At 64.1% G+C, this 26,547-nt stretch carries 24 protein-coding genes; 15 read left to right on the top strand and 9 right to left on the bottom strand.

All coding sequences use genetic code 11. From position 1 onward, the window contains the following. Positions 1–147: 147 nt before the first annotated feature. Positions 148–462 carry an ATP-dependent Clp protease adapter ClpS gene (gene clpS / locus C0Z18_RS28290; protein WP_102648748.1) on the top strand — a complete coding sequence of 105 codons (315 nt, stop codon included), beginning with the start codon at positions 148–150 and terminating at the stop codon, positions 460–462. Continuing rightward, on the top strand, positions 459–2,756 hold the full coding sequence (gene clpA / locus C0Z18_RS28285) for an ATP-dependent Clp protease ATP-binding subunit ClpA (RefSeq protein ID WP_102648747.1): 2,298 nt from the start codon (positions 459–461) through the stop codon (positions 2,754–2,756). The genes clpS and clpA overlap by 4 nt, the downstream gene beginning before the upstream one ends. 126 nt (positions 2,757–2,882) lie before the next feature. Here the strand turns inward: clpA and dut are convergent, their stop codons facing one another. From dut to C0Z18_RS28260, 5 genes are all read right to left on the bottom strand, one after another. Beyond that, a complete protein-coding gene (gene dut / locus C0Z18_RS28280; protein ID WP_102648746.1) occupies positions 2,883–3,329 on the bottom strand; it encodes a dUTP diphosphatase in 447 nt (148 codons plus the stop codon). 44 nt (positions 3,330–3,373) lie between these two features. Beyond that, positions 3,374–4,588 (bottom strand): bifunctional phosphopantothenoylcysteine decarboxylase/phosphopantothenate--cysteine ligase CoaBC, encoded by a 1,215-nt coding sequence (gene coaBC, locus C0Z18_RS28275; protein WP_102648745.1) that lies wholly within the window; start codon positions 4,586–4,588, stop codon positions 3,374–3,376. A gap of 70 nt (positions 4,589–4,658) precedes the next feature. After that, the gene (gene lspA, locus C0Z18_RS28270; RefSeq protein ID WP_102648744.1) at positions 4,659–5,165 is read right to left on the bottom strand and encodes a signal peptidase II; all 507 of its coding nucleotides are present in this window, start codon (positions 5,163–5,165) and stop codon (positions 4,659–4,661) included. Continuing rightward, entirely contained in the window at positions 5,165–8,002 is a 2,838-nt protein-coding gene (gene ileS / locus C0Z18_RS28265) for an isoleucine--tRNA ligase (protein WP_102648743.1), read from the bottom strand. The genes lspA and ileS overlap by 1 nt, the downstream gene beginning before the upstream one ends. A gap of 111 nt (positions 8,003–8,113) precedes the next feature. Beyond that, on the bottom strand, positions 8,114–9,154 hold the full coding sequence (locus C0Z18_RS28260) for a bifunctional riboflavin kinase/FAD synthetase (protein WP_102648765.1): 1,041 nt from the start codon (positions 9,152–9,154) through the stop codon (positions 8,114–8,116). A gap of 149 nt (positions 9,155–9,303) precedes the next feature. Between C0Z18_RS28260 and purN the strand changes: the two genes are divergently transcribed. From purN to nadC, 6 genes are all read left to right on the top strand, one after another. Then, a complete protein-coding gene (gene purN, locus C0Z18_RS28255; RefSeq protein ID WP_102648764.1) occupies positions 9,304–9,954 on the top strand; it encodes a phosphoribosylglycinamide formyltransferase in 651 nt (216 codons plus the stop codon). Further along, positions 9,951–11,348: an RsmB/NOP family class I SAM-dependent RNA methyltransferase gene (locus C0Z18_RS28250; RefSeq protein ID WP_102648742.1), complete on the top strand. Its 1,398-nt coding sequence runs from the start codon at positions 9,951–9,953 to the stop codon at positions 11,346–11,348. Before purN ends, C0Z18_RS28250 begins: the two co-directional genes overlap by 4 nt. A 99-nt stretch (positions 11,349–11,447) precedes the next feature. Then, entirely contained in the window at positions 11,448–12,848 is a 1,401-nt protein-coding gene (locus C0Z18_RS28245; protein WP_102648741.1) for a mechanosensitive ion channel family protein, read from the top strand. A 235-nt stretch (positions 12,849–13,083) separates the two neighbouring features. Next, complete coding sequence (locus tag C0Z18_RS28240; RefSeq protein ID WP_102648763.1) at positions 13,084–14,280, top strand: DesA family fatty acid desaturase; 1,197 nt, start codon at positions 13,084–13,086, stop codon at positions 14,278–14,280. A gap of 153 nt (positions 14,281–14,433) precedes the next feature. Beyond that, positions 14,434–15,567 (top strand): quinolinate synthase NadA, encoded by a 1,134-nt coding sequence (nadA, locus tag C0Z18_RS28235; protein WP_102648762.1) that lies wholly within the window; start codon positions 14,434–14,436, stop codon positions 15,565–15,567. Between the two features lie 85 nt (positions 15,568–15,652). After that, positions 15,653–16,555 (top strand): carboxylating nicotinate-nucleotide diphosphorylase, encoded by a 903-nt coding sequence (gene nadC, locus C0Z18_RS28230; protein WP_102648740.1) that lies wholly within the window; start codon positions 15,653–15,655, stop codon positions 16,553–16,555. Between the two features lie 37 nt (positions 16,556–16,592). Here nadC and nadB read toward each other — a convergent pair whose 3' ends face one another. From nadB to radC, 4 genes are all read right to left on the bottom strand, one after another. Beyond that, positions 16,593–18,191, bottom strand: a complete 1,599-nt coding sequence (gene nadB / locus C0Z18_RS28225) for an L-aspartate oxidase (RefSeq protein WP_102648739.1) — start codon at positions 18,189–18,191, stop codon at positions 16,593–16,595. A gap of 165 nt (positions 18,192–18,356) precedes the next feature. Further along, on the bottom strand, positions 18,357–18,524 hold the full coding sequence (rpmG, locus tag C0Z18_RS28220; protein WP_007586229.1) for a 50S ribosomal protein L33: 168 nt from the start codon (positions 18,522–18,524) through the stop codon (positions 18,357–18,359). 10 nt (positions 18,525–18,534) lie between these two features. Then, positions 18,535–18,768: a 50S ribosomal protein L28 gene (rpmB, locus tag C0Z18_RS28215; protein WP_102648738.1), complete on the bottom strand. Its 234-nt coding sequence runs from the start codon at positions 18,766–18,768 to the stop codon at positions 18,535–18,537. 340 nt (positions 18,769–19,108) lie between these two features. Next, positions 19,109–19,846, bottom strand: coding sequence for a RadC family protein (radC, locus tag C0Z18_RS28210; RefSeq protein ID WP_102648737.1), 738 nt, complete (start codon positions 19,844–19,846; stop codon positions 19,109–19,111). A 202-nt stretch (positions 19,847–20,048) separates the two neighbouring features. Here radC and C0Z18_RS28205 point away from each other — a divergent pair, with 202 nt between their 5' ends. The 7 genes from C0Z18_RS28205 to C0Z18_RS28175 all read left to right on the top strand — a co-directional run bounded on the left by C0Z18_RS28205 (position 20,049) and on the right by C0Z18_RS28175 (position 26,431). Beyond that, positions 20,049–20,504, top strand: a complete 456-nt coding sequence (locus C0Z18_RS28205) for an FKBP-type peptidyl-prolyl cis-trans isomerase (RefSeq protein WP_102648736.1) — start codon at positions 20,049–20,051, stop codon at positions 20,502–20,504. Positions 20,505–20,506: 2 nt separating this feature from the next. Then, positions 20,507–21,472 carry a 4-hydroxy-3-methylbut-2-enyl diphosphate reductase gene (gene ispH, locus C0Z18_RS28200; RefSeq protein WP_102648735.1) on the top strand — a complete coding sequence of 322 codons (966 nt, stop codon included), beginning with the start codon at positions 20,507–20,509 and terminating at the stop codon, positions 21,470–21,472. Positions 21,473–21,811: 339 nt separating this feature from the next. Then, complete coding sequence (locus C0Z18_RS28195; RefSeq protein ID WP_102648734.1) at positions 21,812–22,552, top strand: hypothetical protein; 741 nt, start codon at positions 21,812–21,814, stop codon at positions 22,550–22,552. A gap of 222 nt (positions 22,553–22,774) precedes the next feature. Continuing rightward, positions 22,775–23,725, top strand: a complete 951-nt coding sequence (locus C0Z18_RS28190) for a branched-chain amino acid ABC transporter permease (protein WP_102648733.1) — start codon at positions 22,775–22,777, stop codon at positions 23,723–23,725. An 18-nt stretch (positions 23,726–23,743) separates the two neighbouring features. After that, positions 23,744–24,913, top strand: a complete 1,170-nt coding sequence (locus tag C0Z18_RS28185) for an ABC transporter permease subunit (RefSeq protein ID WP_102648732.1) — start codon at positions 23,744–23,746, stop codon at positions 24,911–24,913. Positions 24,914–24,938: 25 nt separating this feature from the next. Further along, entirely contained in the window at positions 24,939–25,715 is a 777-nt protein-coding gene (locus C0Z18_RS28180; protein ID WP_102648731.1) for an ABC transporter ATP-binding protein, read from the top strand. After that, complete coding sequence (locus tag C0Z18_RS28175; protein WP_102648730.1) at positions 25,715–26,431, top strand: ABC transporter ATP-binding protein; 717 nt, start codon at positions 25,715–25,717, stop codon at positions 26,429–26,431. Before C0Z18_RS28180 ends, C0Z18_RS28175 begins: the two co-directional genes overlap by 1 nt. Positions 26,432–26,547 lie beyond the last annotated feature (116 nt).

Genomic DNA, 26,547 nt, shown 5'->3' with positions numbered 1-26,547 from the left:
GTGCGAGGCGCGCACGATGCGGGAGATCCCTGTGATCGGGTTGCGGGCAGCGCGCGGGCCGCCGTTCGGCGGTGGCCCGGTCCACCAACTGGTCGGTCGGGTTTTCGCGCAGATTGCGGGTCCGTCCGAGTTGTTTAGAATGGGTGTATGGCGATTATCCCGGACAAGCAGGATGGCACCGTACTGGAGCGGCAGGAAAAAGCGCTGAAACCGCCGTCCATGTATAAGGTTGTCCTGCTGAATGACGATTTCACGCCAATGGAATTTGTCGTGATGATCGTGCAGGAATATTTCAATAAAGATAGAGAGACCGCTACGCAGATCATGCTGAAGGTGCATCGCGAAGGGCGGGGGGTATGTGGGGTCTATACGCGGGATATCGCGGCGACCAAGGTCGAGCAAGTCGTTACCCACGCAAGGCAGGCAGGGCATCCGCTGCAATGCGTGATGGAGGAAGCATGATTGCCCAGGAACTGGAAGTCAGCCTGCACATGGCGTTCATGGAAGCGCGCCAGGCGCGGCATGAGTTCATCACGGTCGAACATTTGTTGCTGGCATTGCTGGACAACCCGACCGCCGCCGAGGTGCTGAGGGCGTGTGCGGCAAACATAGAAGATTTGCGCCAGAACCTGCGCAATTTCATCCATGACAACACGCCGACGGTGCCAGGCACCGACGACGTGGACACGCAGCCCACGCTCGGTTTTCAACGTGTGATACAGCGCGCGATCATGCACGTGCAGTCCACCTCGAACGGCAAGAAGGAAGTAACGGGCGCGAACGTGCTCGTTGCGATCTTCGGCGAGAAGGACTCGCACGCGGTCTACTACCTGCAGCAGCAGGGGGTGACGCGTCTGGACGTCGTGAACTTCATTTCGCACGGCATCGCGAAGACGAACAGCAGCGATGCGGCCAAGGCCGGCGACGCGAATGCGGAATCGGAAGATGCCGCCTCGCAAAAGGAAACGCCGCTGGCGCAGTTCACGCAGAACCTGAACCAGATGGCCAAGGACGGCCGCATCGATCCCTTGATCGGGCGCGAGGCGGAAGTCGAGCGTGTGGTGCAGGTGCTGTGCCGTCGGCGCAAGAACAATCCGCTGCTCGTGGGCGAAGCCGGCGTCGGCAAGACCGCGATCGCCGAGGGCTTGGCCTGGCGCATCACGCGCGGCGAAGTGCCCGATATTCTCGCCGACGCGCAGGTCTACTCGCTCGACATGGGCGCGTTGCTAGCCGGCACGAAATACCGGGGCGATTTCGAGCAGCGGTTGAAGACCGTGCTCAAAGAGCTCAAGGAGCGTCCGCACGCGATCTTGTTCATCGACGAAATTCATACGCTGATCGGCGCGGGCGCCGCGTCGGGCGGCACGCTCGATGCCTCGAATCTGCTCAAGCCGGCGCTCTCTTCGGGCACACTGAAGTGCATCGGCGCGACGACCTTCACCGAGTATCGCGGCATCTTCGAAAAAGACGCCGCGCTCTCGCGGCGCTTCCAGAAGATCGACGTCACCGAGCCGACGGTCGAGCAGACCGTTGCGATCCTGCGCGGGCTGAAGTCGCGTTTCGAGGAGCATCACGGCGTCAAGTATTCGTCGGGTGCCCTCTCGGCCGCGGCGGAGTTGTCGGCGCGCTTCATCACCGATCGCCATCTGCCCGACAAGGCGATCGACGTCATCGACGAAGCCGGCGCGGCCCAGCGGATTTTGCCGAAGTCCAAGCAAAAGAAGACGATCGGCAAAGGCGAGATCGAGGAGATCATCTCCAAGATCGCGCGCGTGCCCGCTCAAAGCGTGTCGCAAGACGACCGCAGCAAGCTGCAAACGCTCGATCGCGATCTGAAGGCCGTCGTGTTCGGCCAAGACCCGGCGATCGACGCGCTGTCGGCGGCGATCAAGATGGCGCGCGCGGGCCTGGGCAAGACGGACAAACCGATCGGTGCGTTCCTGTTCTCGGGGCCCACCGGCGTCGGCAAGACCGAAGTGGCACGCCAGCTCGCTTTCACGCTCGGTATCGAATTGATCCGGTTCGATATGTCGGAGTACATGGAGCGCCATGCGGTGAGCCGCCTCATCGGCGCGCCGCCGGGCTATGTCGGTTTCGATCAAGGCGGGCTCTTGACCGAGGCCGTTACGAAGAAACCGCACTGCGTGCTGCTGCTCGACGAAATCGAAAAGGCGCACCCGGATATCTTCAACGTGCTGCTGCAAGTGATGGATCACGGCACGCTGACCGATAACAACGGGCGCAAGGCCGACTTCCGCAACGTCATCATCATCATGACGACGAACGCGGGCGCGGAATCGATGCAGAAAGGCACGATCGGCTTTACGTCGCGTCGCGAAACGGGCGATGAAATGGCCGACATCAAGCGGATGTTCACGCCCGAGTTCCGTAACCGGCTCGATTCGGTCATCAGCTTCCGCTCGCTCGATGAGGAAATCATCATGCGCGTGGTCGACAAGTTCCTCATGCAGCTCGAGGATCAACTGCACGAGAAGAAGGTCGATGCGCTCTTCACCGATGCGCTGCGCAAACACCTTGCGAAGCACGGCTTCGATCCGTTGATGGGCGCGCGTCCGATGCAGCGCCTCATCCAGGACACGATCCGGCGTGCGCTGGCCGACGAGTTGCTGTTCGGCAAGCTCATGAGCGGCGGGCGTGTGACGGTCGATGTCGACGAGAGCGACAAGGTGCAACTGACGTTCGACGAGAACGCCGCGCCGCGCAATCCGAATCCGGAAACGGTGGAAGTCGAGTAAGCGAGCAAGGCTCAGGGCGAACCGCGGTTCGCCCGGCGTAAAACAAAACGGCGCTTCGTGATGCGAAGCGCCGTTTTTATTTGTGGGCGGGCGCCGGCCGTTGCGTCCGGCGCCCGCCCAGGCGGCTCAGTGCTTGCCGGTGCTGCCGAAGCCGCCCTCGCCGCGTTCGCTCACGGCGAATTCGTCGACGATATTGAACTGCGCCTGCACGACGGGGACGATCACGAGTTGCGCCAGCCGCTCCATCGGGTTCAGCGTGAACGAGCTCTGGCCTCGGTTCCACGTCGAAATCATCAATTCGCCCTGGTAGTCGGAGTCGATCAGGCCGACGAGATTGCCGAGTACGACGCCGTGCTTATGACCGAGACCCGAGCGCGGCAAAATCAGCGCGGCATAGCCGGGATCGCCGACGTGAATCGCGAGGCCCGTGGGAATCAGTGCCGTTTGGCCGGGTTCGAGCGTCAATGCGTGGTCGAGGCAAGCGCGCAAGTCGAGTCCGGCACTGCCGGGTGTCGCGTAGGCGGGCAGGTAATCGCGCATGCGCGCATCGAGGATCTTGAGGTCGAGTTTCATGGGGTTCCGGGTAGAGGCGGGCGGCCCGGTGGGCCGCCTCGTCGTCAGGAAATGAGGCTTGCGTCGGGCAGGCGCCGCGCGATCTGCTCGATCAGCACGCTCGCCAACGCGTCTTTACTGGAACGCGGCAAATGCGTGACGCCCGAGGCGTCGAACAGCACCACCTCGTTATCGTCGCGGCCGAACGTGGCCGGACCGAGGTTGCCGATGAGCAGCGGGACGTTTTTCTTGATCCGCTTTTGCTCGCCGTTCGTTTCGAGGTTATCGCTCTCCGCCGCAAACCCGACGCAAAACGGCGGGTTCGGTAGGCGCGCCACCGTCGCGAGAATGTCGGGATTTTCGATGAACGATAACGAAGGCACCGCTTGCGTCGCAGTCTTTTTGATCTTGTGGTCGCTCGGTTGCGCAACGCGCCAGTCGGCCACCGCCGCAACCGAGACGAATACGTCGTAGTCGGCCACGGCTTGCATCACGGCGTCATGCATCTGCCGCGCCGTCTCCACGTCCTCGCGCTCGACTCCCCACGGCGTGGCCAGCGCAACCGGTCCCGCGATCAGCCGCACATCGGCCCCGGCTTGGCTCGCGGCCCGCGCAAGCGCGAACCCCATCTTGCCGCTCGAGCGGTTCGTGATGCCGCGCACGGGATCGATCGGCTCGAACGTGGGGCCGGCCGTAATGAGCATGCGCCGGCCGGCCAGCAGCTTCGGACGGAAGAACGAAACGATGGCTTCGTACGCGGCCTCGGGCTCGATCATGCGGCCTTCGCCCACTTCGCCGCAGGCCTGCGAACCTGCGTCGGGGCCTAGGATGATGACGCCGTCCGCGCGCAATTGCGCGACATTGCGCTGAGTCGCGGGATTGCTCCACATCTGCCGATTCATCGCGGGGACGACGAGCAGCGGGCACTCGCGCGCAAGGCACGCGATCGAGAGCAAATCGTCGGCGCGTCCTTGTGCGAGCTTCGCGAGAAAATCGGCCGAGGCCGGGGCGATGACGATCGCATCGGCCGCGCGCGACAGGTCGATATGCGGCATGTTGTTGTCGATGCGCGCATCCCACTGGCTCGTGAAGACGGGATGCCCCGACAGTGCCTGCATCGTGACGGGCGTGATGAACTGCGTTGCCGCCTCGGTCATCGCCACCTGCACGGTCGCGCCGGCCTTCGTCATGAGCCGCGTGAGTTCGGCGATCTTGTAACACGCGATCCCGCCCGTCATGCCGAGCAGGACACGCTTGCCTTCGAGTTCTGCGGTTGCCAACGTTGCCTCCGAATGCGCTCGTAACAAGGCGGGCTCGCGCGCCTCGCCGGCGGCGCGGCCCGCACCGGGGTCAGCGCGCGCCGCGCACGCGCCGCAACTCGTCGAGCACGAGGAGCGCGGCGCCGACGACGATCGCGCTGTCCGCCAAGTTGAAGGCGGGCCAATGCCAGCCGCCGACGTGAAAGTCGAGAAAGTCGATCACGCGGCCGTGCACGAGCCGGTCGATGACGTTGCCGAGCGCCCCGCCCATGATGAGCGAGAGCGCCGTGCAAAACAGCCGCTGATTGCCGTGCCGCTTGAGCAGATAGACGATCACGCACGCCGCCGCCACGCCGAGCGCCGTGAAGGCCCAGCGCTGCCAGCCGCTGGCCGACGACAAGAAGCTGAACGCCGCTCCGCGGTTGAAGATCAGCAGGAAGTTGAAGAACGGCGTGATCGCGTACGGCGTGGCATAGGAGAACACCTTCGTCACCGCGATCTTCGTGAGCTGATCGAACAGGATCACGATCAGCGAAATGCCCAGCCACGGGGCAAGAGAGGACGAGCCGCTCGCTTGCATCGAACGCGATTTCGCCATTATGCCGCGCTCCTTTTTTCGCCGTCGCCGAACAGGTTGCTGAAACAGCGTCCGCACAGCGTCGGATGATCGGCGTGCGAGCCGACATCGGCGCGGTAGTGCCAGCAGCGCTCGCACTTGAGGTACTTCGAGCTCACCACCTCGACGCCTTCCTCGGCATCGGAGTCGACCTTCACGAGCGTTGCGTCCGAAGTGATGAAGACGAACTTCAGATCGTCGCCGAGGCTCGCGAGCGCATCGTAAGCCGCGCCGGTCGCCCGCACGGTGACTTGCGCCTGCAGCGAGGAGCCGATTTGCTCGGCGGAGCGCGCTTCCTCGAGGGCCTTCATGACGTTGCCGCGAACCGCCCGCAGCAGCGACCATTTCGAGAGCAGATTCTCGGCGGCCGGCACCTCGGGATAGGCGTAGTACGTCTCGGTGAAGATCGTGTCGCTACCGGGCTGGAACACTTTCCATGCTTCCTCGGCCGTGAACGAGAGGAACGGCGCCATCACGCGCAGCAAACCCTGGGCGATGTGGTGGAGCGCCGTTTGCGCCGAGCGGCGCGCGGGCGAATTCGCCGCGCTCGTGTAAAGGCGATCCTTGAGTACGTCGAGATAGAACCCGCCGAGGTCTTCCGAGCAGAACGTTTGCAGCTTCGCCACCACGGGGTGGAATTCGTACTTCTCGTAGTGCGCGAGGATGTCCTTTTGCAGTTCGCCGGCAAGCGCCACGGCGTAGCGGTCGATCTCGAGCCAAGCGCCCACGGGCACCGCATGCTGGGCGTAATCGAAATCGGACAAGTTCGCGAGCAAGAAGCGCAGCGTGTTGCGGATGCGGCGATAGCTCTCGGTCACGCGCTTGAGAATTTCCTCGGAGATCGCGAGTTCGCCCGAATAATCGGTCGAGGCGATCCACAGGCGGATGATCTCGGCGCCGAGCCGGTTCGCGACGTCATGCGGATCGATGCCGTTGCCGAGCGACTTGCTCATCTTGCGGCCTTCGCCGTCCACGGTGAAGCCGTGCGTGAGCAGACCGCGATAAGGCGCGCAACCGTCGAGCATCGACGCCGTCAAGAGCGACGAGTGGAACCAGCCGCGATGCTGGTCCGAGCCTTCCAGATAGAGGTCGGCCGGAAAATGCGAGACCGCTTTGTGCGAGCCGCGCAGCACGTGCCAGTGCGTCGTGCCCGAATCGAACCAGACGTCGAGCGTGTCGCGGTTCTTCTCGTAGAGGTTGGCGTCGTCGCCGAGCAGCTCGCGCGGATCGAGCGTTTGCCATGCCTCGATCCCGCCCGCCTCGACGCGTTGCGCGACGGCTTCGAGCAATTCGAGCGTGCGCGGATGCAGTTCGCCCGTTTCCTTGTGGACGAAGAACGCCATCGGCACGCCCCATTGGCGTTGGCGCGAGAGTGTCCAGTCGGGGCGATTCGCGATCATGTTGAACAGACGCTGCTTGCCCCAGGAGGGGTAGAACGCCGTTGCCTCGACGCCGGCCAGCGCCGTTTCGCGCAACGTCGCGCTGCCGTCGTTCGGCGTGAGGTCCATGCCCGCGAACCATTGCGAGGTGGCGCGATAGATGATCGGCGTTTTGTGGCGCCAGCAGTGCATGTAGCTGTGCGAGTACTTCTCGGTGTGCAGCAGCGTGCCGGCGGCGGTCAGCGCCTCGACCACCTTGGGGTTGGCTTCCCAAATCGTGAGCCCGCCGAACAGCGGCAGCGATTCGATGTAACGGCCGTCGCCCATCACCGGGTTGATGATGTCGGAATCGGCCATGCCGTGCGACTTGCACGATTCGAAGTCTTCCACGCCGTAGGCCGGCGACGAGTGCACGACACCCGTGCCCGAATCGATCGTCACGTACTCGCCGAGATACACCGGGGCGGTGCGCTTGTAGCCCGGATGCGCCGAAGCGAGCGGGTGATGAAAGCGCAGATTCACGAGCTTGGCCCCCGGAGCCGTGGCGATGACGCTGCCCGAGAGACCGAACTCCTCGAGCGAAGCATCGACGCGCTCCTGCGCGAGCACGAGCAGTCCGCGCTCGGTATCGACGAGCGCATACTCGAGCTCGGGGTGCACGTTCAAGGCTTGGTTGGCCGGGATCGTCCACGGGGTGGTCGTCCAGATGACGATGCCGCCTTCGGCGCGCGGCAGCGCCGCAAGGCCGAACGCGTGGGCGGTTTTTTCGGGCTCCGCGAACGGGAATAGGACGCTGATCGACGGATCGACGCGGTCCTTGTACTCGACTTCGGCCTCGGCCAGCGCCGAGCCGCAATCGAAGCACCAGTTCACGGGCTTCAGGCCGCGGAACACGTAGCCCTTCTCGAGAATTTTCGCGAGCGCGCGGATTTCGGCCGCCTCGTTCGAGAAATTCATCGTCTTGTACGGATTGTCCCAATCGCCGAGCACGCCGAGCCGCTTGAAGCCGGCCTTCTGCGTTTCGATCTGCTCGCCCGCGTAAGCGCGCGCCTTGCGCTGCACTTCCTCGGCCGGCAGCGATTTGCCGAACTTCTTTTCGATCTGGATTTCGATCGGCATGCCGTGGCAGTCCCAGCCCGGCACATACGGCGCGTCGAAGCCCGCCATATTGCGCGACTTGACGATGATGTCCTTCAGGATCTTGTTGACGGCGTGGCCGAGGTGGATGTCGCCGTTGGCGTACGGGGGGCCGTCGTGCAGGACGAACAGCGGCCGGCCCTTGCTGGCCGCGCGGATCTTCTCGTAGATCCGGTTCTCTTGCCATGCCTTGACCCATTGCGGTTCACGCTTGGGCAAGTCGCCGCGCATGGGAAACGGCGTGTCGAGCAGGTTGACCGGATACTTGGCCTGGGATTTCGAATCGGCTTTTTTGTCGCTCATGGTGCTATCGCTAAATCGGTGGGCGCCCGAGCCGTGGGCGCTTCGGTATTGAGTCTTTCGTGTTGCACGGCCGAACGCTTCGCGAGCGCGGGCCGGCGCTAATGCGGGCGGTTAGCGAATTCGGTCGGTCGCCGATGTCGAAAACGCCGTGGTCCGGCTACCCGGCGCGGTATCGAACGCCGATCCGGCGTCGCTTGACGCCGGCGCCGCGCTTGCTCCGCCGGGCGCCGCGAAGTACGCGCGGGCGACCGTCACGTCGTGGGCGATGGCCGCCGTCAGCGTTTCGAGGTCGGGGTACTTCTGCTCGTCGCGCAGCTTTTTCAAAAATTCGACGCGCACGAGTTTGCCATACGCATCGCCGTGCCAATCGAGTAAATGCACTTCGAGCAGCACACGCCCGGAATCGTCGACCGTCGGGCGCAGCCCGAGGCTCGCTACGGCCGGCAGCGGGGCGTCTTCGATGCCGTGCACGCGCACGACGAAGATGCCCGCGAGCGCGGGGCGCTTGTGCGCGATCGGCAGATTCAGGGTGGGGAAGCCCAAATCGCGGCCGAGCTTGAGCCCATGCGTGACGTGGCCGCTGATCGCGTAAGGGCGGCCCAGCGCCGCGCGCGCGCCGTCGAGATCGCCCGCGACGAGCGAGGCACGCACCCCGGAGCTCGAGATACGCGCGCCGCTCGGATCGGCGACGGTCGGCATTTGCTCGACCTCGAAGCCATATTGCTCGCCGGCCGCCTTGAGCGAGGCGAAATCGCCCGCGCGCTTGGCGCCGTACCGGAAGTCGTCGCCGATCAACACCCAACGCGCGTGCAGGCCGTCCACCAAGATGCGTTTGACGAACGCCTCGGGCGATTGGCTCGCGAACGTGTGGTTGAAGTGCTCGACGACGACGCGATCGACCCCGTTCGTGCGCAACGCCTCGAGCTTGTCGCGCAGCATCGCGATGCGCGGCGGCGCGCCGGCCGGATTGAAGAACTCCCGCGGATGCGGCTCGAAGGTCATCACGCATACGGGCAGGCCGCGCGCGCGCGCCGCCTCGTTCACGCGGGCGAGCAGCGCCTGGTGGCCGCGGTGGACACCGTCGAAGTTACCGATCGTCAGCGCGCAGGGCGCGCGGCTTTCGGCGTTGGGAAGACCGCGGAAGACTCTCACGATAGCCGTTGGGGTGGGCGGCGCCAGGCCGCGAAGCCATTCATCGATGGGCGTGCGGCAAATGCCGCAAAGCAAAAGATTATAAACGCTCGGGGCCGCGCGCGGCGGCGCGAGGCTTTAGCGGGCCCCCCGGGTGATAAAATCGCTGGATGAAAAATATCGTGATTTTGATTTCCGGGCGCGGCAGCAACATGGAAGCCATCGTACGCGCCTGCGCTAGCGAGCGCTGGCCGGCGCGCATCGCGGCGGTCGTGTCGAACCGGCCCGACGCGCCCGGGCTCGCCTTCGCGGCGGCCCACGGCATTGCGACGGCCGTCGTCGAACATGGCGGTTTCGCCGATCGCGAGGCGTTCGACGCGGCACTGGCCGACGTGGTGGACGGCTTTTCGCCCGATCTCGTCGTGCTCGCCGGTTTCATGCGCGTACTGACGCTGAGCTTCGTCGGGCGCTATGCGGGCCGGATGCTGAACATTCATCCGTCGCTGCTGCCGAGCTTTCCCGGGCTGCGCACGCACGAACGCGCGCTGCAGGCCGGCGTCACGCTGCACGGCGCGACCGTGCATTTCGTCACGCCCGAGCTCGATCATGGGCCGATCGTCGTGCAAGGCGCCATTCCGGTGACGGCGGCCGACGACGCCGGCTCGCTCGCGCGGCGGCTGTTGGCCGTCGAGCACACCATTTATCCGCGCGCCGTGCGCTGGTTCGTCGAAGGGCGTTTGACGCTCGCCGGGCTCCGGGTCACGGTGACGCCACCCGAGCCGCAATGGTTTTTCTCGGATACCGAAGGGACGACCGCATGAAAAGCATTAAGAAGAAAGACAAAGGTGCGGCAAAAGGCTCGCCCAAGGACAATCGCGCCGCCGGCCGCCCGAGCGGGGCTCGTCCGAACGCGGCCCGACCGAACGCGGCGCGACCGCACGCGGCCCGACGCGATTCCGCGCTGCACGGCTTCTTGATCGGTCAAACGGAGACGCTGCTGGCCGAGATTCTGAAATTCACGGGGCCGGCCGACGCCGCCACGAGCCGGTTCTTCCGCGCGCATCCGAAGCTCGGTCATGCCGAGCGTGGAATCATCGCGGAGGCCGTGTTCGCGGTCCTGCGCCGGCGCATGGAGTTCGCTCACCTGGCCGAAAGCGGCAGCGGCAATCCGACGCGGCGTCTGGCGCTGCTCGGTTTGATGCAGACCGCGGGCCGCGCGGCCGTGGCGCCGTTCGTCTCCGAGGCCGAGGGGGCTTGGCTCGAGCACGTCTCGAAGATCGACCCGGCCAGTTTGCCGCTGCGTGTGCGCACAAATCTGCCTGAGTGGATCGTCGAAGCGCTCGCCAAGCGATTCGACGAGCAGGAACTCGCGCAACTCGCGGCGGCGCTAAATTACCCGGCGCCGCTCGACCTGCGGGTCAATCCGATCAAGGCCAATCGCGAGCAGGTGCTCGACGCGTTGCAGGCCTCGGGGATCGAAGCGGGCGCGACGCCGTTCGCGCCGCTCGGCGTGCGCGTGTCGGGCAAGCCCGCGCTGACCAAGCTCCAGCCGTTCGAGGACGGTTGGATCGAAGTCCAGGATGAAGGCAGCCAACTGCTGTGCGCGCTCGTCGCGCCGCGCCGTGGGGAGATGGTCGTCGACTTCTGCGCCGGTGCCGGCGGCAAGACGCTCGCACTCGGTGCCGCGATGCGCTCGACGGGGCGGCTTTACGCGTTCGACGTGTCCGACCGTCGTTTGGCCAAGCTCAAGCCGCGGCTCGCGCGAAGCGGCTTGTCGAACGTGCACCCCGTGCTCATCGACAGCGAACAGGATGCCAAGATCAAACGGCTGGCCGGCAAGATCGATCGCGTGCTGGTGGACGCGCCGTGCAGCGGTCTCGGCACGTTGCGCCGCAACCCCGATTTGAAGTGGCGCCAAAGCCCGGCCTCGGTCGAGGAACTGGTGCCCAAGCAGGGCTCGATCCTCGCCAGCGCGGCGCGTCTCGTGAAGCCGGGCGGCCGGCTCGTTTATGCGACGTGCAGCATGCTCGAGGCGGAGAACGAAGCGATCGTCACGCAATTTTTGGCCGACCATCCCGATTTCACGCTGATTCCCGCGGGCAAGGTGCTGGCCGAGCAGCGCATCGAGATCGAAATGGGCGACTATTTGTCCCTCTGGCCGCATCGGCACGCGACCGACGGCTTTTTCGCGGCCGTCCTCGAGCGCCGCGCTTGAAGTGAGCGGCGGCGGCCCCAGCCCGCTCGCGGCTTGCGAGCGGGCCTTGCCCGTTGATGGACTCCGGGCCGGCCGCGCGGCCGGCCCCTCGTGGAACCGATGACACAGAACCGAATCCTTTCCCATATGCTCGCGGGCATCGTCCGCGATTACGGCGAGCCGGTGATGATCTGGCAGGCCGCCACACTCGTCGGCACGTTGCTGTTCGCATGGATCTTCGCCCGGCTCTTGCGCCGCAAGCTCGATTCTCACCGGCAAGCCCGGCACCAGACGGCCCGCTTCGGCGCCGAAAGCCTGCACAAGGCGCTATTCCCGCTCCTGGGCGGCGCGCTCGTTTGGATCGCGCAGACGGTCCTCGACGAGTACATGTCCACGTCGCTGCTCGAGCTGGCCCTCGTGCCGCTCATCGGCATCGCGTTGATCTATATCGTTTTTTTCATCGCGCGCCGCGTGTTTGCTCGATCGGGGCAGGCGCATGCTTGGCTCTCGATCACCGAGAAACTCGTCTCGTTCCTCGTATGGATCGGCATGGTCGTCACCGTGCTCGGCATCCAGGACGAGGTGTTGCGCTGGATGGCGTCGGTGCACTTTCGCGTCGGCACGGCGCACATGACGCTGCTCTCGCTCACGACCGGGCTCATGTGGGTCGGCGCCACCGTCATCGCGGCGCTTTGGCTCGGTTCCGTGTACGAGGATCGCGTGATGCGCGCGTACTCGATCGACGCGAACCTGCGAGTCGTGCTTTCGCGCCTCGGGCGGGCGCTCTTCGTGCTCGCGGCATTGCTCGTGAGTTTCTCGCTCGTCGGTATCGACATCACGGTGCTGGGCGTGTTCGGCGGCGCGCTCGGCGTCGGGCTCGGCTTCAGCTTGCAAAAGATCGCGAGCAATTACGTGTCGGGCTTCATCATCCTGATCGACCGGTCGCTGCGCATCGGCGACACGATCAACGTCGCGGGGCTGCAAGGGCAAGTCACCGAAATCCGCACGCGCTACACCACGGTGCGCGGCCTCGACGGTATCGAGACGCTGATCCCGAACGAAAAGCTCGTGACCGACGTCGTGCAAAACCATTCGTCGTACCTCACGCGCGGCTATGCCAAGGCAGTCGTCCAGATCGCCTACACATCCGATCTCGATCGGGCGCTGGCGCTGCTCGTCGAAGCGGCGCAGGGTGTCGAGCGCGTGGTGACGGACCCCGCGCCGGCCGCCTACCTGGCCGGCTTCGGGGCCGACGGCATCAACCTCGAACTCGGGTTTTGGATCGAGGAGGCCGCCAAAGGGACGGCCGGCACACGCTCGACGATCAACCGCAACATCTGGCGGCTGTTCAACGAAAACGGGATTTCGATTCCGTTCAGCCGGCGCGATATTCATATCGTCGGCGGGTTGCCGACGGCCGTCGGCGGCGCCGTCGAAATAGGGCGGGAAGGGGCCAACGCTCCGATGCCGCCCGGCGAGCCGCCCGCTGGAGCGGGCACGGCGTTGGCTGCCGATGCATGAGAGGTGCGCATGGGGTGCTCGATCGTCGCTGCGTCGATCGGCCGCAGCGCCCGCGCGCAAGCCGTAAATCGGGATAAACCTGGCGCCCGTTGCGGTCGCGCATCGGGGTAAAACCTCATTTGTTACAACTACTTGCGGCGGTTGAAGTAGAATGCCGAGCAGGTCTGAAAGCCAGCTTTCAACTTTTTGACGCCCGCAACCGAGCTGGGTGTCGTCGCAATACAGGTACAACGCCTTGCTGAACTCCCTTCTCGATTTTCTTGCACACGGTTTCCTTCGCTTTTCTTGGTGGCAAATCGTATTGTTCGCCCTTGCCGTCACGCACGTGACGATTATCGGCGTCACGGTTTATCTCCATCGCTGCCAAGCGCACCGCGCGCTGGATCTGCATCCGGCCGCAAGCCACTTCTTCCGTCTCTGGCTTTGGATGACGACGGGCATGCTCACGGGCCAGTGGGCGTCGATCCACCGCAAGCACCACGCGAAATGCGAGACCGAGGAAGATCCGCATAGCCCGCAAACGCGCGGTATCTGGAAGGTGCTGCTCGAAGGCGCCGAACTGTATCGCGCCGAAGCGAAGAACGAAGAAACGCTGCGCCGTTTCGGGCACGGTACGCCGAACGACTGGATGGAGCGCAACGTCTACACGCGCTATCCGATCCTCGGCGTGAGCATCATGATGGTGATCGACGTGGCGCTGTTCGGCGTGGTCGGCTTGTCCGTCTGGGCCGTGCAGATGGTGTGGATTCCGTTTTGGGCGGCGGGCGTCGTCAACGGGCTCGCGCACTTCTGGGGCTACCGCAATTTCAATTCGGCCGACGCGAGCACGAACATCTTCCCGTGGGGCATCATCATCGGCGGGGAAGAGTTGCATAACAATCACCACACGTTCGCGACGTCGGCGAAGCTCTCGAACAAGTGGTACGAATTCGATATCGGTTGGATGTACATCCGCATGATGTCGGCCGTCGGACTTGCGAAGGTCAAGAAGGTCGCGCCCACGCCGCGGCTCGCCGACCGCAAGCTCGTGCTCGATCAAGAGACGCTGCAAGCCGTGCTGAGCAACCGCTACGAAGTTATGGCGCGTTACGCCAAGACGGTCAAGCGTGCCTATCGTCAGGAGCTCGCGCGTTTGAAGGAAATCGGCTCGCGCGAGAAGTACCAACTGATGCGCGGTGCACGCAACTGGTTCCACAAAGAGGAGGCGGGCCTCGACGAGCCGCAAAAGCGCCAGCTTCCCGAGATCTTCGCGGATAGCCAGACGCTGCGGACGTTCATCGAGTTGCGCAACGATCTGAGCGCGATCTGGGAACGCTCGAACGCTTCGCGCGAGCAATTGCTCGTGCAACTTCAAGATTGGTGCCATCGGGCCGAGCAAAGCGGCATCAAGGCGCTGCAGGAATTCGCGATGCGCTTGCGCCGGTACGCCTGAGCACGGCTAAACGCGAAATCCTTTAAAATTTCGGTACGTCACACACCCCGCGTCTGGCGGGGTGTTGCTTTTTGGGGCCCTCGTTATGCACTCCGCTCATCTCGATCGTCAGGCGAGAGGCCCACGCCGCCAGGCGCACTAGTGGAGAACACGATGGATCCGGCCATCAAAACCGTCGAATTCGACAAGCCGCAGGGCGGCGCCGTGTGCGGCGTCGGCCACGCATGGGCCAAGGTGCCGCCGGCGCCGGCGCCCGAAGAGCGCGCGCGGCTCAAGGCGCGTGTGCGCGAGTTGCTCGTCCGCGAAAAAGCCGTGCTCGTCGCGCATTACTACGTCGACGCCGAGTTGCAGGAGTTGGCCGACGAAACGGGTGGCTGCGTAGCCGATTCGCTCGAGATGGCTCGCTTCGGCCGTGACCACGAGGCGCAAACGCTCGTCGTGGCGGGCGTTCGCTTCATGGGCGAGACGGCCAAGATTCTGAGCCCCGGCAAGCGTATCTTGATGCCCGATCTCGACGCGACGTGCTCGCTCGATCTGGGCTGCCCCGCCGATGAATTTTCCGCTTTTTGCGACGCTCATCCCGATCGCACCGTCGTGGTCTATGCCAATACGAGCGCTGCCGTGAAGGCGCGCGCCGATTGGATGGTCACGTCGTCGATCGGTTTGGAAATCGTGAAGCATTTGCATGCGCGCGGCGAAAAAATCCTGTGGGCGCCGGATCGCCACCTCGGCACGTATATCCAGAAGCAAACGGGTGCCGATATGCTGCTCTGGCAGGGCTCGTGCCTCGTTCACGACGAGTTCAAGGGCATCGAGCTCGATTTGTTGCGCGCCGAATATCCGGGCGCCAAGGTCCTCGTGCATCCCGAATCGCCGGCGGGCGTCGTTTCGCAGGCCGACGTGGTCGGTTCGACGACGCAACTGATCGACGCGGCCACGCGTTTGGACGCGACCCACTTCATCGTCGCGACCGATCTCGGTATCTTGCACAAGATGCGCCTCGCCGCTCCCGGCAAGACGTTTATCGCGGCTCCCACCGCGGGCAACAGCGCGACGTGCAAGAGTTGCGCGCATTGCCCGTGGATGGCGATGAACGGGCTGGCCAACTTGGTCGACGTGCTCGAGCGCGGCCATAACGAGATCTTCGTAGACGCCGGCATGGGCGAGCGTGCGCGTGTGCCGATCGATCGGATGCTGGCATTCGCGGCCGAGCATAAGAAGCGCGTTCGTACGAGCGGCGATTTGGCTCGCGATACGGCGCTGTTCGCGAACGTCGGCCCGGCCTGACGAGACGCCTTTTTCCGCAGTCCCCCCATTCGTGCGCCGTGGCCGCCCGCGTGGCCGCGAAAGGCGCAAAGGATCACTTGACCCTATGACCGAGCAACAAGCAACGCGTGTGGCGGACGCCGTCTCGCCGCTTTTCGCCGAAGTCCGCTCGCGCTACGGCGCGGCGTTCGATGCGGCGCTCGCCCGCAATGTCGCCGATGCGCTCGCGGAAGACGTCGGCGACGGCGACCGCACGGGGCGGCTCGTCCCGGCCGATTCGATTCGCGAGGCGCGCATTCTCGTGCGCGAGGAGGCGGTGCTCTGCGGAGTGCCCTGGTTCGTCGCCGTCATGCGGCAGGTCGACGCATCGATCGAGATCGATTGGCGTTATCGCGAAGGCGATCTCATGACCGCCGATTCGGCGGTCTGTTTCCTGCGCGGGCCCGCGCGCTCGCTGCTGACGGCCGAGCGCAACGGCCTGAACTTCCTGCAGTTGCTCTCGGGCGTGGCCACGGCGACGCGCCGCTATGTGGACGCCGTCACGGGCACCCGGGCCCATATTCTCGATACGCGCAAGACGCTGCCCGGGCTGCGCCTGGCGCAAAAGTACGCGGTGCGCGTGGGCGGCGGCGCGAACCAGCGCCTGGCGTTGTACGACGGCATTTTGATCAAGGAAAACCATATCGCCGCAGCCGGCGGGGTGGGGGCGGCCTTGGACGCGGCCTATGCGCTCGACGCGGGCGTGCCGATTCAGATCGAGGTGGAAACGATCGAGCAATTGGAGACGGCGCTGGCCCACCGAGCCGAATCGATCTTGCTCGATAACTTCTCGTTCGAGGCGATGCGCGATGCCGTCAAGCTAACGGCGGGGCGAGCCCTGCTCGAGGTATCGGGCGGCGTCAGTTTCGACACCGTGCGCACGATCGCCGAGACGGGAGTCGATCGCATTTCGATCGGCGCGCTGACGAAAGACGTGCGCGCCACCGACTACTCGATGCGCTTGATCTAGCGCGTTTGCGAGCCGGCGGCGCGGGCTCGATCCTCGATCAGATCTTCCGGTTGCGTACTCGCTCGGGCGAGAGCACGGTCGGCAGCGCCTTGGGGAGCGCCGACGGCCAATCGCGCGAGAAATGCAGACCGCGGCTTTCCCGGCGCGAGCGAGCGCTATCGACGATCAGGGACGCGACGTCGACGAGATTGCGCAGTTCGAGCAGATCGCGGCTCACCTTGAAATTCGCGTAGTACTCCTGAATTTCGTCGCGCAGCATCGCGATGCGGTGCTTGGCGCGCGCGAGGCGTTTATCGGTCCGCACGATACCGACGTAATTCCACATGAGCCGGCGCAGTTCGTCCCAGTTGTGGGCCACGACGACTTCCTCATCGGGATCGGAGACGCGGCTTTCGTCCCAATCGGGCAGCGGCGCGTGGGCGCCGGCATCGAAACCTTCGGCCTCGATCGCTTCCGCCGCGGAGCGTCCGATGACGAGACACTCGAGCAACGAATTGCTGGCGAGGCGATTGGCGCCGTGCAGGCCCGTGCACGACGTTTCGCCCACCGCGTACAAGCCGGCCAGGTCGGTACGCCCGGCCAGGTCGGTCACGACGCCGCCGCATGTGTAGTGCGCGGCCGGCACGACGGGAATCGGGTCCTTTGTGATATCGATGCCGAATTCGAGGCAACGGGCAAGGATCGTCGGAAAATGCTCGCGCAGGAACTCGGCCGGTTGATGACTGATATCGAGGTAGACGCAATCGATACCGCGTTTCTTGATCTCGAAGTCGATCGCGCGCGCGACGATGTCGCGCGGCGCGAGTTCGGCCCGCTCGTCGTGCGCGGGCATGAAGCGGGTGCCGTCGGGCAACAGGAGCTTGCCGCCTTCTCCGCGTACCGCTTCGGTGATCAGGAAGGATTTGGCGTAGGGGTGGAACAGGCACGTCGGGTGGAACTGGATGAACTCCATGTTCGAAACGCGGCAGCCCGCGCGCCACGCCATGGCGATCCCGTCGCCGGTGGCCGTGTCGGGGTTCGTCGTGTACAAGTAGACCTTGCCGGCCCCGCCTGTCGCGAGGATCGTATGCGGTGCCTGTAGCGTGACCGTGCGGCCGTTGGCCAAATCGAGCGCGTAAAGGCCATGGCAGCGCCGGCCGGGCAAGCCGAGGCGATCCGACGTGATGAGGTCGATCGCGTAATGGTCTTCGAGCAGTGTGATGTTCGGGTGGGCGCGCACGCGCTCCGAGAGCGTGGCGACGACGGCGTGGCCCGTGGCGTCGGCCGCGTGAATGATGCGCCGATGGCTGTGGCCGCCTTCCCGCGTCAGATGGAAGCCGAGCTCGGCGGCATCGTCGCGTGTGAACGGCACGCCTTGCGCGATCAGCCATTCGATGGCGGTGCGGCCGTTTTCGACGATGAAGCGCGTGGCGCCTTCGTCGCAAAGGCCGCCGCCGGCGATCAGCGTATCGCTGACATGATTTTCGACGCTGTCCGCCGAATCGAGCACGGCGGCGATCCCGCCTTGCGCCCAATCGCTCGCGCCCTCCATCATCGATCGCTTGGCGATGACGGCGACGCGCCGTTTTTCAGCCAAATTCAGCGCGACGGTTAGCCCCGCGAGCCCGCTGCCTACGATTACGACGTCGAAATTCATGTGCAAATCCTCTGTCCCCGATCTCGCTTGCGCCCGCCGCGATGTAAAAGTTGCGCGGGTAAACGAGGGAGGATACCGCGCGCCGGCACGGAAGGGGTAGAGCACGACGCAAAAAGCCCCGCACGAGGCGGGGCTTTTAGTGTCTTCGAGCTCGAAGGGAACCGATTACTTGATCTTCGTTTCCTTGTACGCCACGTGCTTGCGGACGACGGGATCGAACTTCATGATCTCCATCTTTTCCGGCATGTTGCGCTTGTTCTTCGTGGTCGTGTAGAAGTGACCCGTGCCTGCGGTCGACTCCAGCTTGATCTTGTCGCGTGCGCCTTTGGCCATGACTTACTCCTTAGATTTCGCCGCGTGCGCGCAGATCGGCGAGCACGGTATCGATGCCGTTCTTATCGATGAGGCGCAGACCGGCGTTCGAAACGCGCAGACGCACGAAACGGTTTTCGCTTTCCACCCAGAAACGGCGGTATTGCAGATTCGGCAAGAAGCGCCGCTTCGTCTTGTTGTTCGCGTGGGAAACGTTGTTGCCGCTCATCGGCGCTTTCCCAGTTACTTGGCATACGCGTGCCATATGAGAGCACTCCTAAAACGCTTAAATTCGGGGTTCAAGCCTGGGTCGGGCCTAACAGGAAAGGTAGACACCGCCGCTTTTCTCGCCGTTCCTAGCAAGCCGAGACATGCGCCTAACGGCGCGCTGCCCTGACAAGCTAAGCCGCGTGAAAGCGATGGATGGTGGGCGGCGGGCGGCCCAAACTGGGCACGGGAAGCCGATCAGCAACCGGTCGCGGCGACCTCCCCCCAAGCTTCTGAACGGGGTTGGAAACAGGCAGACGGCGATTCTAGCAGAAAAAGCGCCGAAAAATCAAACCGAATTTACATCGATCTGTGGCGAACGTGCCGGCGCCCCGCCATCAAAGCCAGCCGGCGTGCGCGAACGAAAAGATATCGTTGCGTCCGACCACCAGATGATCGACGAGCCGCACGTCGATCAGCGCGAGCGCATCGCGCAGTACCTGGGTGAGTTGCCGGTCGCTCGCGCTCGGTTTGACCGCGCCCGACGGGTGATTATGCGCCACGATCAGGCTCGCGGCGTTCGCCTCCAGCGCCCGACGCACGATTTCGCGCGGATAGACGGCCAGGCGGGTGAGCGATCCGCGCGACGTTTCCTCGGTATCGATCAGCCGGTGCCGCGCATCTAAATAGAGGCAGACGAACACTTCATGGGGCCGGGCGCCGATCAGCAGCCGGACGTAATCTTGCACCGCGGCGGTCGAATCGACGAGCGGACGCTCGCGGGCGCGCTCGGCGAGCGCGCGCCGTGCCATCTCGATGACGGCCAACAGCACGGCTGTCTTGGCGGGGCCGATACCGCGCAACCCGCGAAAGTCGGCCGGGGTCGCGTCGAGCATCGCGCGCAGCGAGCCGAAACGCTCGAGCAGCGAACGGGCGACGTCGAACACGTCGTGGCCCGGCAGCCCCGAGCAGAGGAAGATCGAGATCAGTTCGGTGTCCGAGAGCGCGGCCGGGCCGACGTCGATGAGCCGCTCGCGCGGCATATCGCGCGCCGCGCCGGGGCGCGGGCGGCACTTGCCGCCTTGCGCGCGGCCGGGCGGGGCTCGAAACGGTACGACGGTGGAACTATCTTGCATTGTGCGTCTCCGAATAGCGGCGTTGCGGGAGGTTCGCGCCGGGCGCGCTCATAGGGCGCGATCTCGCCCGGCGCGAGCTGGCTTACAATGGATGCTTTGTGCGGGGCGGCCATCCGCGGGGCGGCCACCCTAGGGGCGCGATCCGTCCCGGCGCTCCTTGCGCGCGCCGCGCAACTCACGTTTGCCCAACGAGCTACACAGCATGAGCATCATCGATATTTCAGAAGTGAAGGCCGGCTCGCATGTCACGCTTCACTACCGGCTTGCACTGGCCGATGGCGGCGACATCGTGAACACGTTCGGCGACAAACCGGCTACGCTGCTCCTCGGCGCGGGCCAGTTGGCCGAGCCGCTCGAAGATATTCTCGTGGGGATGAAGACGGGCGACCATTCGACCTTCCGGCTAGGTGAGGGCGAAGCCTTCGGTCCGCGCAACCCCGATTTGATCCAGCGCGTGTCGCTTGCGACGCTGCGCGAAAACGGCATGATGGGCGAGGATTTTGCTCCGGGCGATCTGATCGAATTCAACGCGCCGAGCGGCGGACGCTACGCGGGCGTGCTCAAGGAGGTCGGCGAAACCTCGGCGCTGTTCGATTTCAATCACCCGCTCGCGGGCCAAGCGCTCACGTTCGAAGTGCAAATCATCGGAATTCTGTAGACATGAGCCTCACGGACACCTCCCTCGCCGCAGCCGAGGCGGAAATTCTGCTCGCGCAGCCGCGCGGCTTTTGCGCGGGCGTCGATCGCGCCATCGAGATCGTCGAGCGCGCGATCACACTATTCGGCGCGCCGATCTACGTTCGGCACGAGATCGTCCATAACGCCTACGTCGTCGAGGATCTACGCAAGAAGGGTGCGGTCTTCGTCGAATTGCTCGACGAAGTGCCCGCGGGCAGCACGGTCATCTTCAGCGCCCACGGCGTATCGAAGGCGGTGCGCGAGGAAGCCGACGCGCGCGGGCTGCGCATTTACGACGCCACCTGTCCCCTCGTCACCAAGGTTCATATAGAAGTGGCGAAGATGCGGCAGGAGGGTCTCGACATCGTCATGATCGGTCACAAGGGTCACCCCGAGGTGGAGGGGACGATGGGGCAGTGCGGCGAGGGCATGTATCTCGTCGAAAGCATCGACGACGTCAACGCGCTCGAAGTCGACGATCCCGCGCGGATCGCTTTCGTCACGCAAACGACGTTGTCGGTCGACGACGCGGCCGATATCATCGCCGCCCTCAAGGCGCGTTTCCCGCTGATTCGCGAGCCGAAGAAGCAAGACATTTGCTATGCGACGCAAAACCGGCAAGACGCGGTCAAGTTCATGGCGCCGCAGTGCGACGTCGTGATCGTCGTGGGCAGCCCGAACAGCTCGAATTCGAACCGTCTGCGCGAAGTCGCCGAAAAGCGGGGCGTGCCCGCCTATATGGTGGACTCGCCGGATCAAATCGATCCCGCGTGGGTCGAGGGGAAGGTGCGTATCGGCGTCACGGCCGGCGCGTCCGCCCCCGAGGTGCTCGCCCAAGCCGTGATCGCGCGGCTGCGCGAGCTCGGCGTGCGCAACGTGCGTGCGCTGGAAGGGATCGAGGAGAACATCTCGTTTCCGCTGCCGCGCGGTCTTGCTTTGTCGACCTGACGCAAGGTGGGACGCAAGCCGATCGATCGTTTCCATCGATATCGCGGCTCGGGGTTTTCCCTTGGTGGCTGTTTCGATTGAAAAAGCGCGCCTTTTCGGGCGCGCTTTTTTATTTGCCCCAAGAACGCGCCGGTAGAGGTTGCTCCCAATAAATGCCGAAATGTTGCAACTAGGTTGCGACGTTCACCAAATAAGGGTCTCAAAAAAAGGTTGCAATGCAGGAAAACCCTGGCGATTCAGCATATTGGCCGTTCGGTAATTAGAGTTACAATGCGCGCGTCCTCAAGGTCCCCGGGCCTTCTGGCATCGGTATTGAGTAAGGCGCAGGAGACCTAGTTAATGCAAGTCAAGTTTGCTTACGCCGCAACGAGCAACACGAAGGGCGGCGAGGCGAGCATCGGTGTCGCGGCGAGGGCCGTCGCGGGGCCGGCGAACGAGACGGCGGCTATCGTCTCCTTGGGGCCAGCCGGATGGATGGCGGCATGCCCTGCGCCTTTGGATCAGGACAAACAAAATAAAAAGCAGGCGGCGTCGCGGTTGAGCGACCACGCGCGGCCAGCTCGCTCGCACCGGCTCGTGCCTTCGCGCACGTCGGCGCCGGCGATTTTCCCCACCCGCACCGGGCGCGCTCGAATGAGCACGCGCGGGTATGGCGGAATATTTTCGTTGAGTGTGTTGCCTGCAGCGCAGGCCGCACTCGAAATCGGAGCAACAATCCTTGCGGGCGGCGTGCGTGCCGGCAAGGGGATGCCGTCCGCACTCGATGCGTGGCGGTATCGCGCCGGTTCGCAGGCAGGTTCATCGCCCGCGTGCCGGCGGCAAGAAGCTGACTTCGCGCCGCATGGCGAAGCCCGCGCAAGCACGCTGGTGCCGGAGGCCGCTTTGGCGGCGTTCGACGCGAAAAAGTGTGCCGCCTCGATCGAGACGCCCAAGACGCTGATGGCGATGACACCCACGCACGCGAGTGCGCGGATGGCCCTCATCACCCTCGACGTCCGCGGCGATTCGCGAGACGGTGCCATTACGCTTCACGACTTCAAGGACAGCGTCCGCGCGGTTCTCGACGTCGTGGAGGTGTAGTGACGGAGCATGGCAACGCGACGGCACCGGATACCCGACGGTGCCGTTTTTGCATCCGCCCCACCGGTCTGCTGCCGAATCACGGCTTCGAGCGGTAGCTGTGAGGTGGCCGACCCTTACCGGTTTTTTTATCAGTACCCGCAGTGCCGTTGCGGTTTTCGCCGACCCTGGTTACAACCGGCGCGAAGCGAAGATCCAGTCGCACGGGCTAAGGAGCTTTAAATGGATATCTTCATCCAGCAGATCCTCAACGGTCTGGTGCTTGGGAGCGTTTACGCGATCATCGCACTGGGCTATACGATGGTGTACGGCATCTTGGGCATCATCAACTTCGCTCACGGCGACGTGCTGATGGTCGGTGCGATGGTCGCGCTGTCCACCATCAACGTGCTGCACAACCACTTCCCCGGGCTTGGCAACATCCCGACGCTCATCATCGGGCTCATCGTCGCCGCCGCCGTGTGCGCGGTCGTCGGTTACCTGATCGAGCGTACCGCGTACCGGCCGCTGCGCCGCGCGCCGCGCCTGGCCCCGCTGATCACCGCCATCGGCGTGTCGATCCTGCTGGAAACGCTGGCCATGATGATCTGGTCGCGCAACCCGCTGCCGTTCCCGCAGCTCATTTCGACCGATCCGCTCAACGTCATCAAGGCGACCGACACGAGCGTCGGCGCGGTGATCTCGATGACTGAAATCACGATCATCGTCGTCGCGTTCCTCGTGATGGGCGGTCTGCTGTTGCTCGTGCACAAGACGAAGCTCGGCCGCGCGATGCGCGCCATCGCCGAGAACCCGAACGTCGCGAGCCTGATGGGCGTGAACCCGAACTTCGTGATTTCGGCCACCTTCATGATCGGCTCGGCCTTGGCCGCGTTGGCCGGCGTGATGATCGCCTCCGAATACGGCAACGTTCACTTCTATATGGGCTTCATTCCGGGCATGAAGGCGTTTACCGCAGCGGTGCTCGGCGGCATCGGCAACCTGGGCGGCGCCATGGTCGGCGGCGTGGTGCTGGGCCTGATCGAACAGCTCGGTGCCGGCTACATCGGCAACCTCACGGGCGGCGTATTCGGTAGTAACTATCAAGACGTGTTCGCCTTCGTCGTGCTGATCATCGTCTTGGTCTTCCGTCCGTCGGGTCTGCTCGGCGAACGTGTGGCTGACCGCGCGTAAGGGTAAGGAGCAAAGCAAATGACTTCAATTCAACCGATCGAGCCGTCCACCACGCTCATCCCCGAGAAAAATGCCACGAAGACGCTTGTCGTGGGTGTACTCACGGCTATCTTCGTTATTGCGGCGCCGATGATCATCGGCGCGGCCGGCGGCAACTATTGGGTTCGCGTGCTCGACTTCGCGATGCTCTACGTGATGCTGGCGCTGGGCCTGAACGTCGTGGTCGGCTTCGCCGGCCTGCTCGACTTGGGCTACATCGCGTTCTACGCAGTGGGTGCCTACACGGCCGCGCTGCTCACTTCGCCGCACCTGTCCACGCAGTTCGAATGGATCGGCCATATTTGGCCGAACGGTCTGCACCTGTCGTACTTCGTGGTCGTGCCGATCGCGATGGGCTTGGCCGCGCTGTTCGGCGTGCTGCTCGGTGCGCCTACATTGCGTTTGCGCGGCGACTACCTGGCGATCGTGACGCTCGGTTTCGGTGAAATCGTGCGGATTTTCATGAACAACCTGGACCGCCCGATCAACATCACGAACGGACCGCAAGGGATTACCGGCGTCGACCCGGTGCACGTGGCGGGCTTCAGCCTCGCGCAAACGCACACGTTGTTCGGTTTCGAATTCCCGTCGGTCTATTCGTACTACTACCTCTTCGTGCTGTGCTCGCTGTTCGTGATCTGGGTCTGTACGCGCCTTCAGCATTCGCGTATCGGCCGTGCTTGGGCCGCGATTCGCGAAGACGAAATCGCCGCGAAGGCGATGGGTATCAACACGCGTAACGTGAAGCTGCTCGCGTTCGCGATGGGCGCGTCGTTCGGCGGCCTCTCGGGTGCGATGTTCGGCGGCTTCCAAGGGTTCGTCTCGCCCGAGTCGTTCACGTTCTGGGAATCGGTCGTGGTGCTCGCCTGCGTCGTGCTCGGCGGCATGGGCCACATCCCCGGTGTGATCCTGGGTGCCCTGCTGCTGGCCATCTTCCCGGAATTCCTGCGCTCGACGATGGGGCCGCTGCAACATTGGATGTTCGGCCATCAGATCGTCGACACGGAAGTGATCCGTCAGCTGCTCTACGGTCTGGCGATGGTTCTGATCATGCTCTACCGCTCGGAAGGTCTGTGGCCCGCGCCGAAGCATGAGGACAAGATCGCGAAACTGGCCAAGCGCAACGCCAAGAAGCCGGTGCGCGCTTAACGCTCGACGGAACGGGAGTCTATCTATGAGCAACAAAAGCATTCGTTTGTCCGTCAAGGGCGTGAACAAGCGGTTCGGCGGCCTGCAAGCGCTGTCGGACGTGGGTCTGCAAATCGAGGAAGGTACGATCTATGGTTTGATCGGCCCGAACGGCGCGGGCAAGACCACGTTCTTCAACGTGATCACGGGGCTGTACACGCCCGATTCGGGCGATTTCAAGCTCGACGGGCTGGACTACACGCCGACGGCCGTGCACCAAGTGGCGCAAGCCGGTATCGCGCGTACGTTCCAAAACATTCGTTTGTTCGGCGGCATGACGGCGCTCGAGAACGTGATGGTGGGGCGCCACGTGCGCACCAAGCACGGGCTGCTGGGCGCGGTGTTCCAAACGCCGGCCGAGCGTAAGGAAGAGCGCGAGATCAAGGAGCGCGCGCTCGAGCTGCTCGAGTACGTGGGCGTGCTGCAATACGCCGACTACACGGCGCGCAACCTGTCGTACGGCCACCAACGCCGCTTGGAAATCGCGCGCGCGCTGGCCACCGATCCGAAGCTGCTTGCGCTCGACGAGCCGGCGGCGGGGATGAACGCGACGGAGAAGGTCGAACTCACGCGTCTTCTGGAAAAGATTCGCGACGACGGCAAGACGATTCTGTTGATCGAACACGACGTGAAGCTCGTGATGCACCTGTGCAATCGCATGACGGTGCTCGATTACGGCAAGGTGATCGCTGAAGGTCTGCCGCAAGACGTGCAGAAGAACCCGAAGGTGATTGAGGCATATCTGGGCGCGGGGGTCCACTGATGGCTACGGCAATGTTGAAAATCAAGGGCCTGCAGGTCAATTACGGCGGCATCCAGGCAGTCAAGGGCGTCGACATGGAAGTGGCGCAGGGCGAGCTGGTCACGTTGATCGGCGCGAACGGCGCGGGCAAGACGACGACGATGAAGGCCATCACGGGCCTGAAGCCCTATTCGGCCGGCGACATCGAGTATATGGGCCAGTCGATCAAGGGCGTGCCGGCGCATGAGTTGCTCAAGCGCGGCTTGGCGATGGTGCCGGAAGGCCGCGGCATTTTCGCGCGCATGTCGATCCTCGAAAACATGCAGATGGGTGCCTATCTGCGCAGCGACAACGACGGCATCGAGAAGGACGTCGAGCGCATGTTCGGCTACTTCCCGCGCTTGAAGGAGCGGGCCAAGCAATTGGCCGGTACGCTCTCGGGCGGCGAACAGCAGATGCTGGCGATGGCGCGCGCGATCATCAGCCGTCCTAAGCTTTTGTTGCTCGACGAACCGTCGATGGGTCTGTCGCCGATCATGGTCGAGAAGATCTTCGAAGTCGTGCGCGACATCTCGAAGGAAGGCTTGACCGTGTTGCTCGTGGAGCAGAATGCACGCCTCGCGCTGCAAGCGGCTAACCGCGGCTACGTGATGGATTCCGGCATGGTCACGATGTCGGGCGATGCCAAGCAAATGCTCGACGATCCGAAGGTGCGGGCCGCGTACCTCGGCGAGTAACGCCATCTCTCGCGCGCCCGTGCGAGACGCACGGGCGCCGTCAATGGGCCCACGGCCCGCAGTCGTTGCAGTAGTCGCAGTAGTGTCATCAAAACCCGATCCAACAAGGGAATAAA

The sequence above is a fragment of the Trinickia dabaoshanensis genome (genome assembly GCF_002879885.1).
Classification (GTDB): Bacteria; Pseudomonadota; Gammaproteobacteria; order Burkholderiales; family Burkholderiaceae; genus Trinickia; species Trinickia dabaoshanensis.
This window is presented reverse-complemented; position numbering and strand designations above follow the sequence as displayed.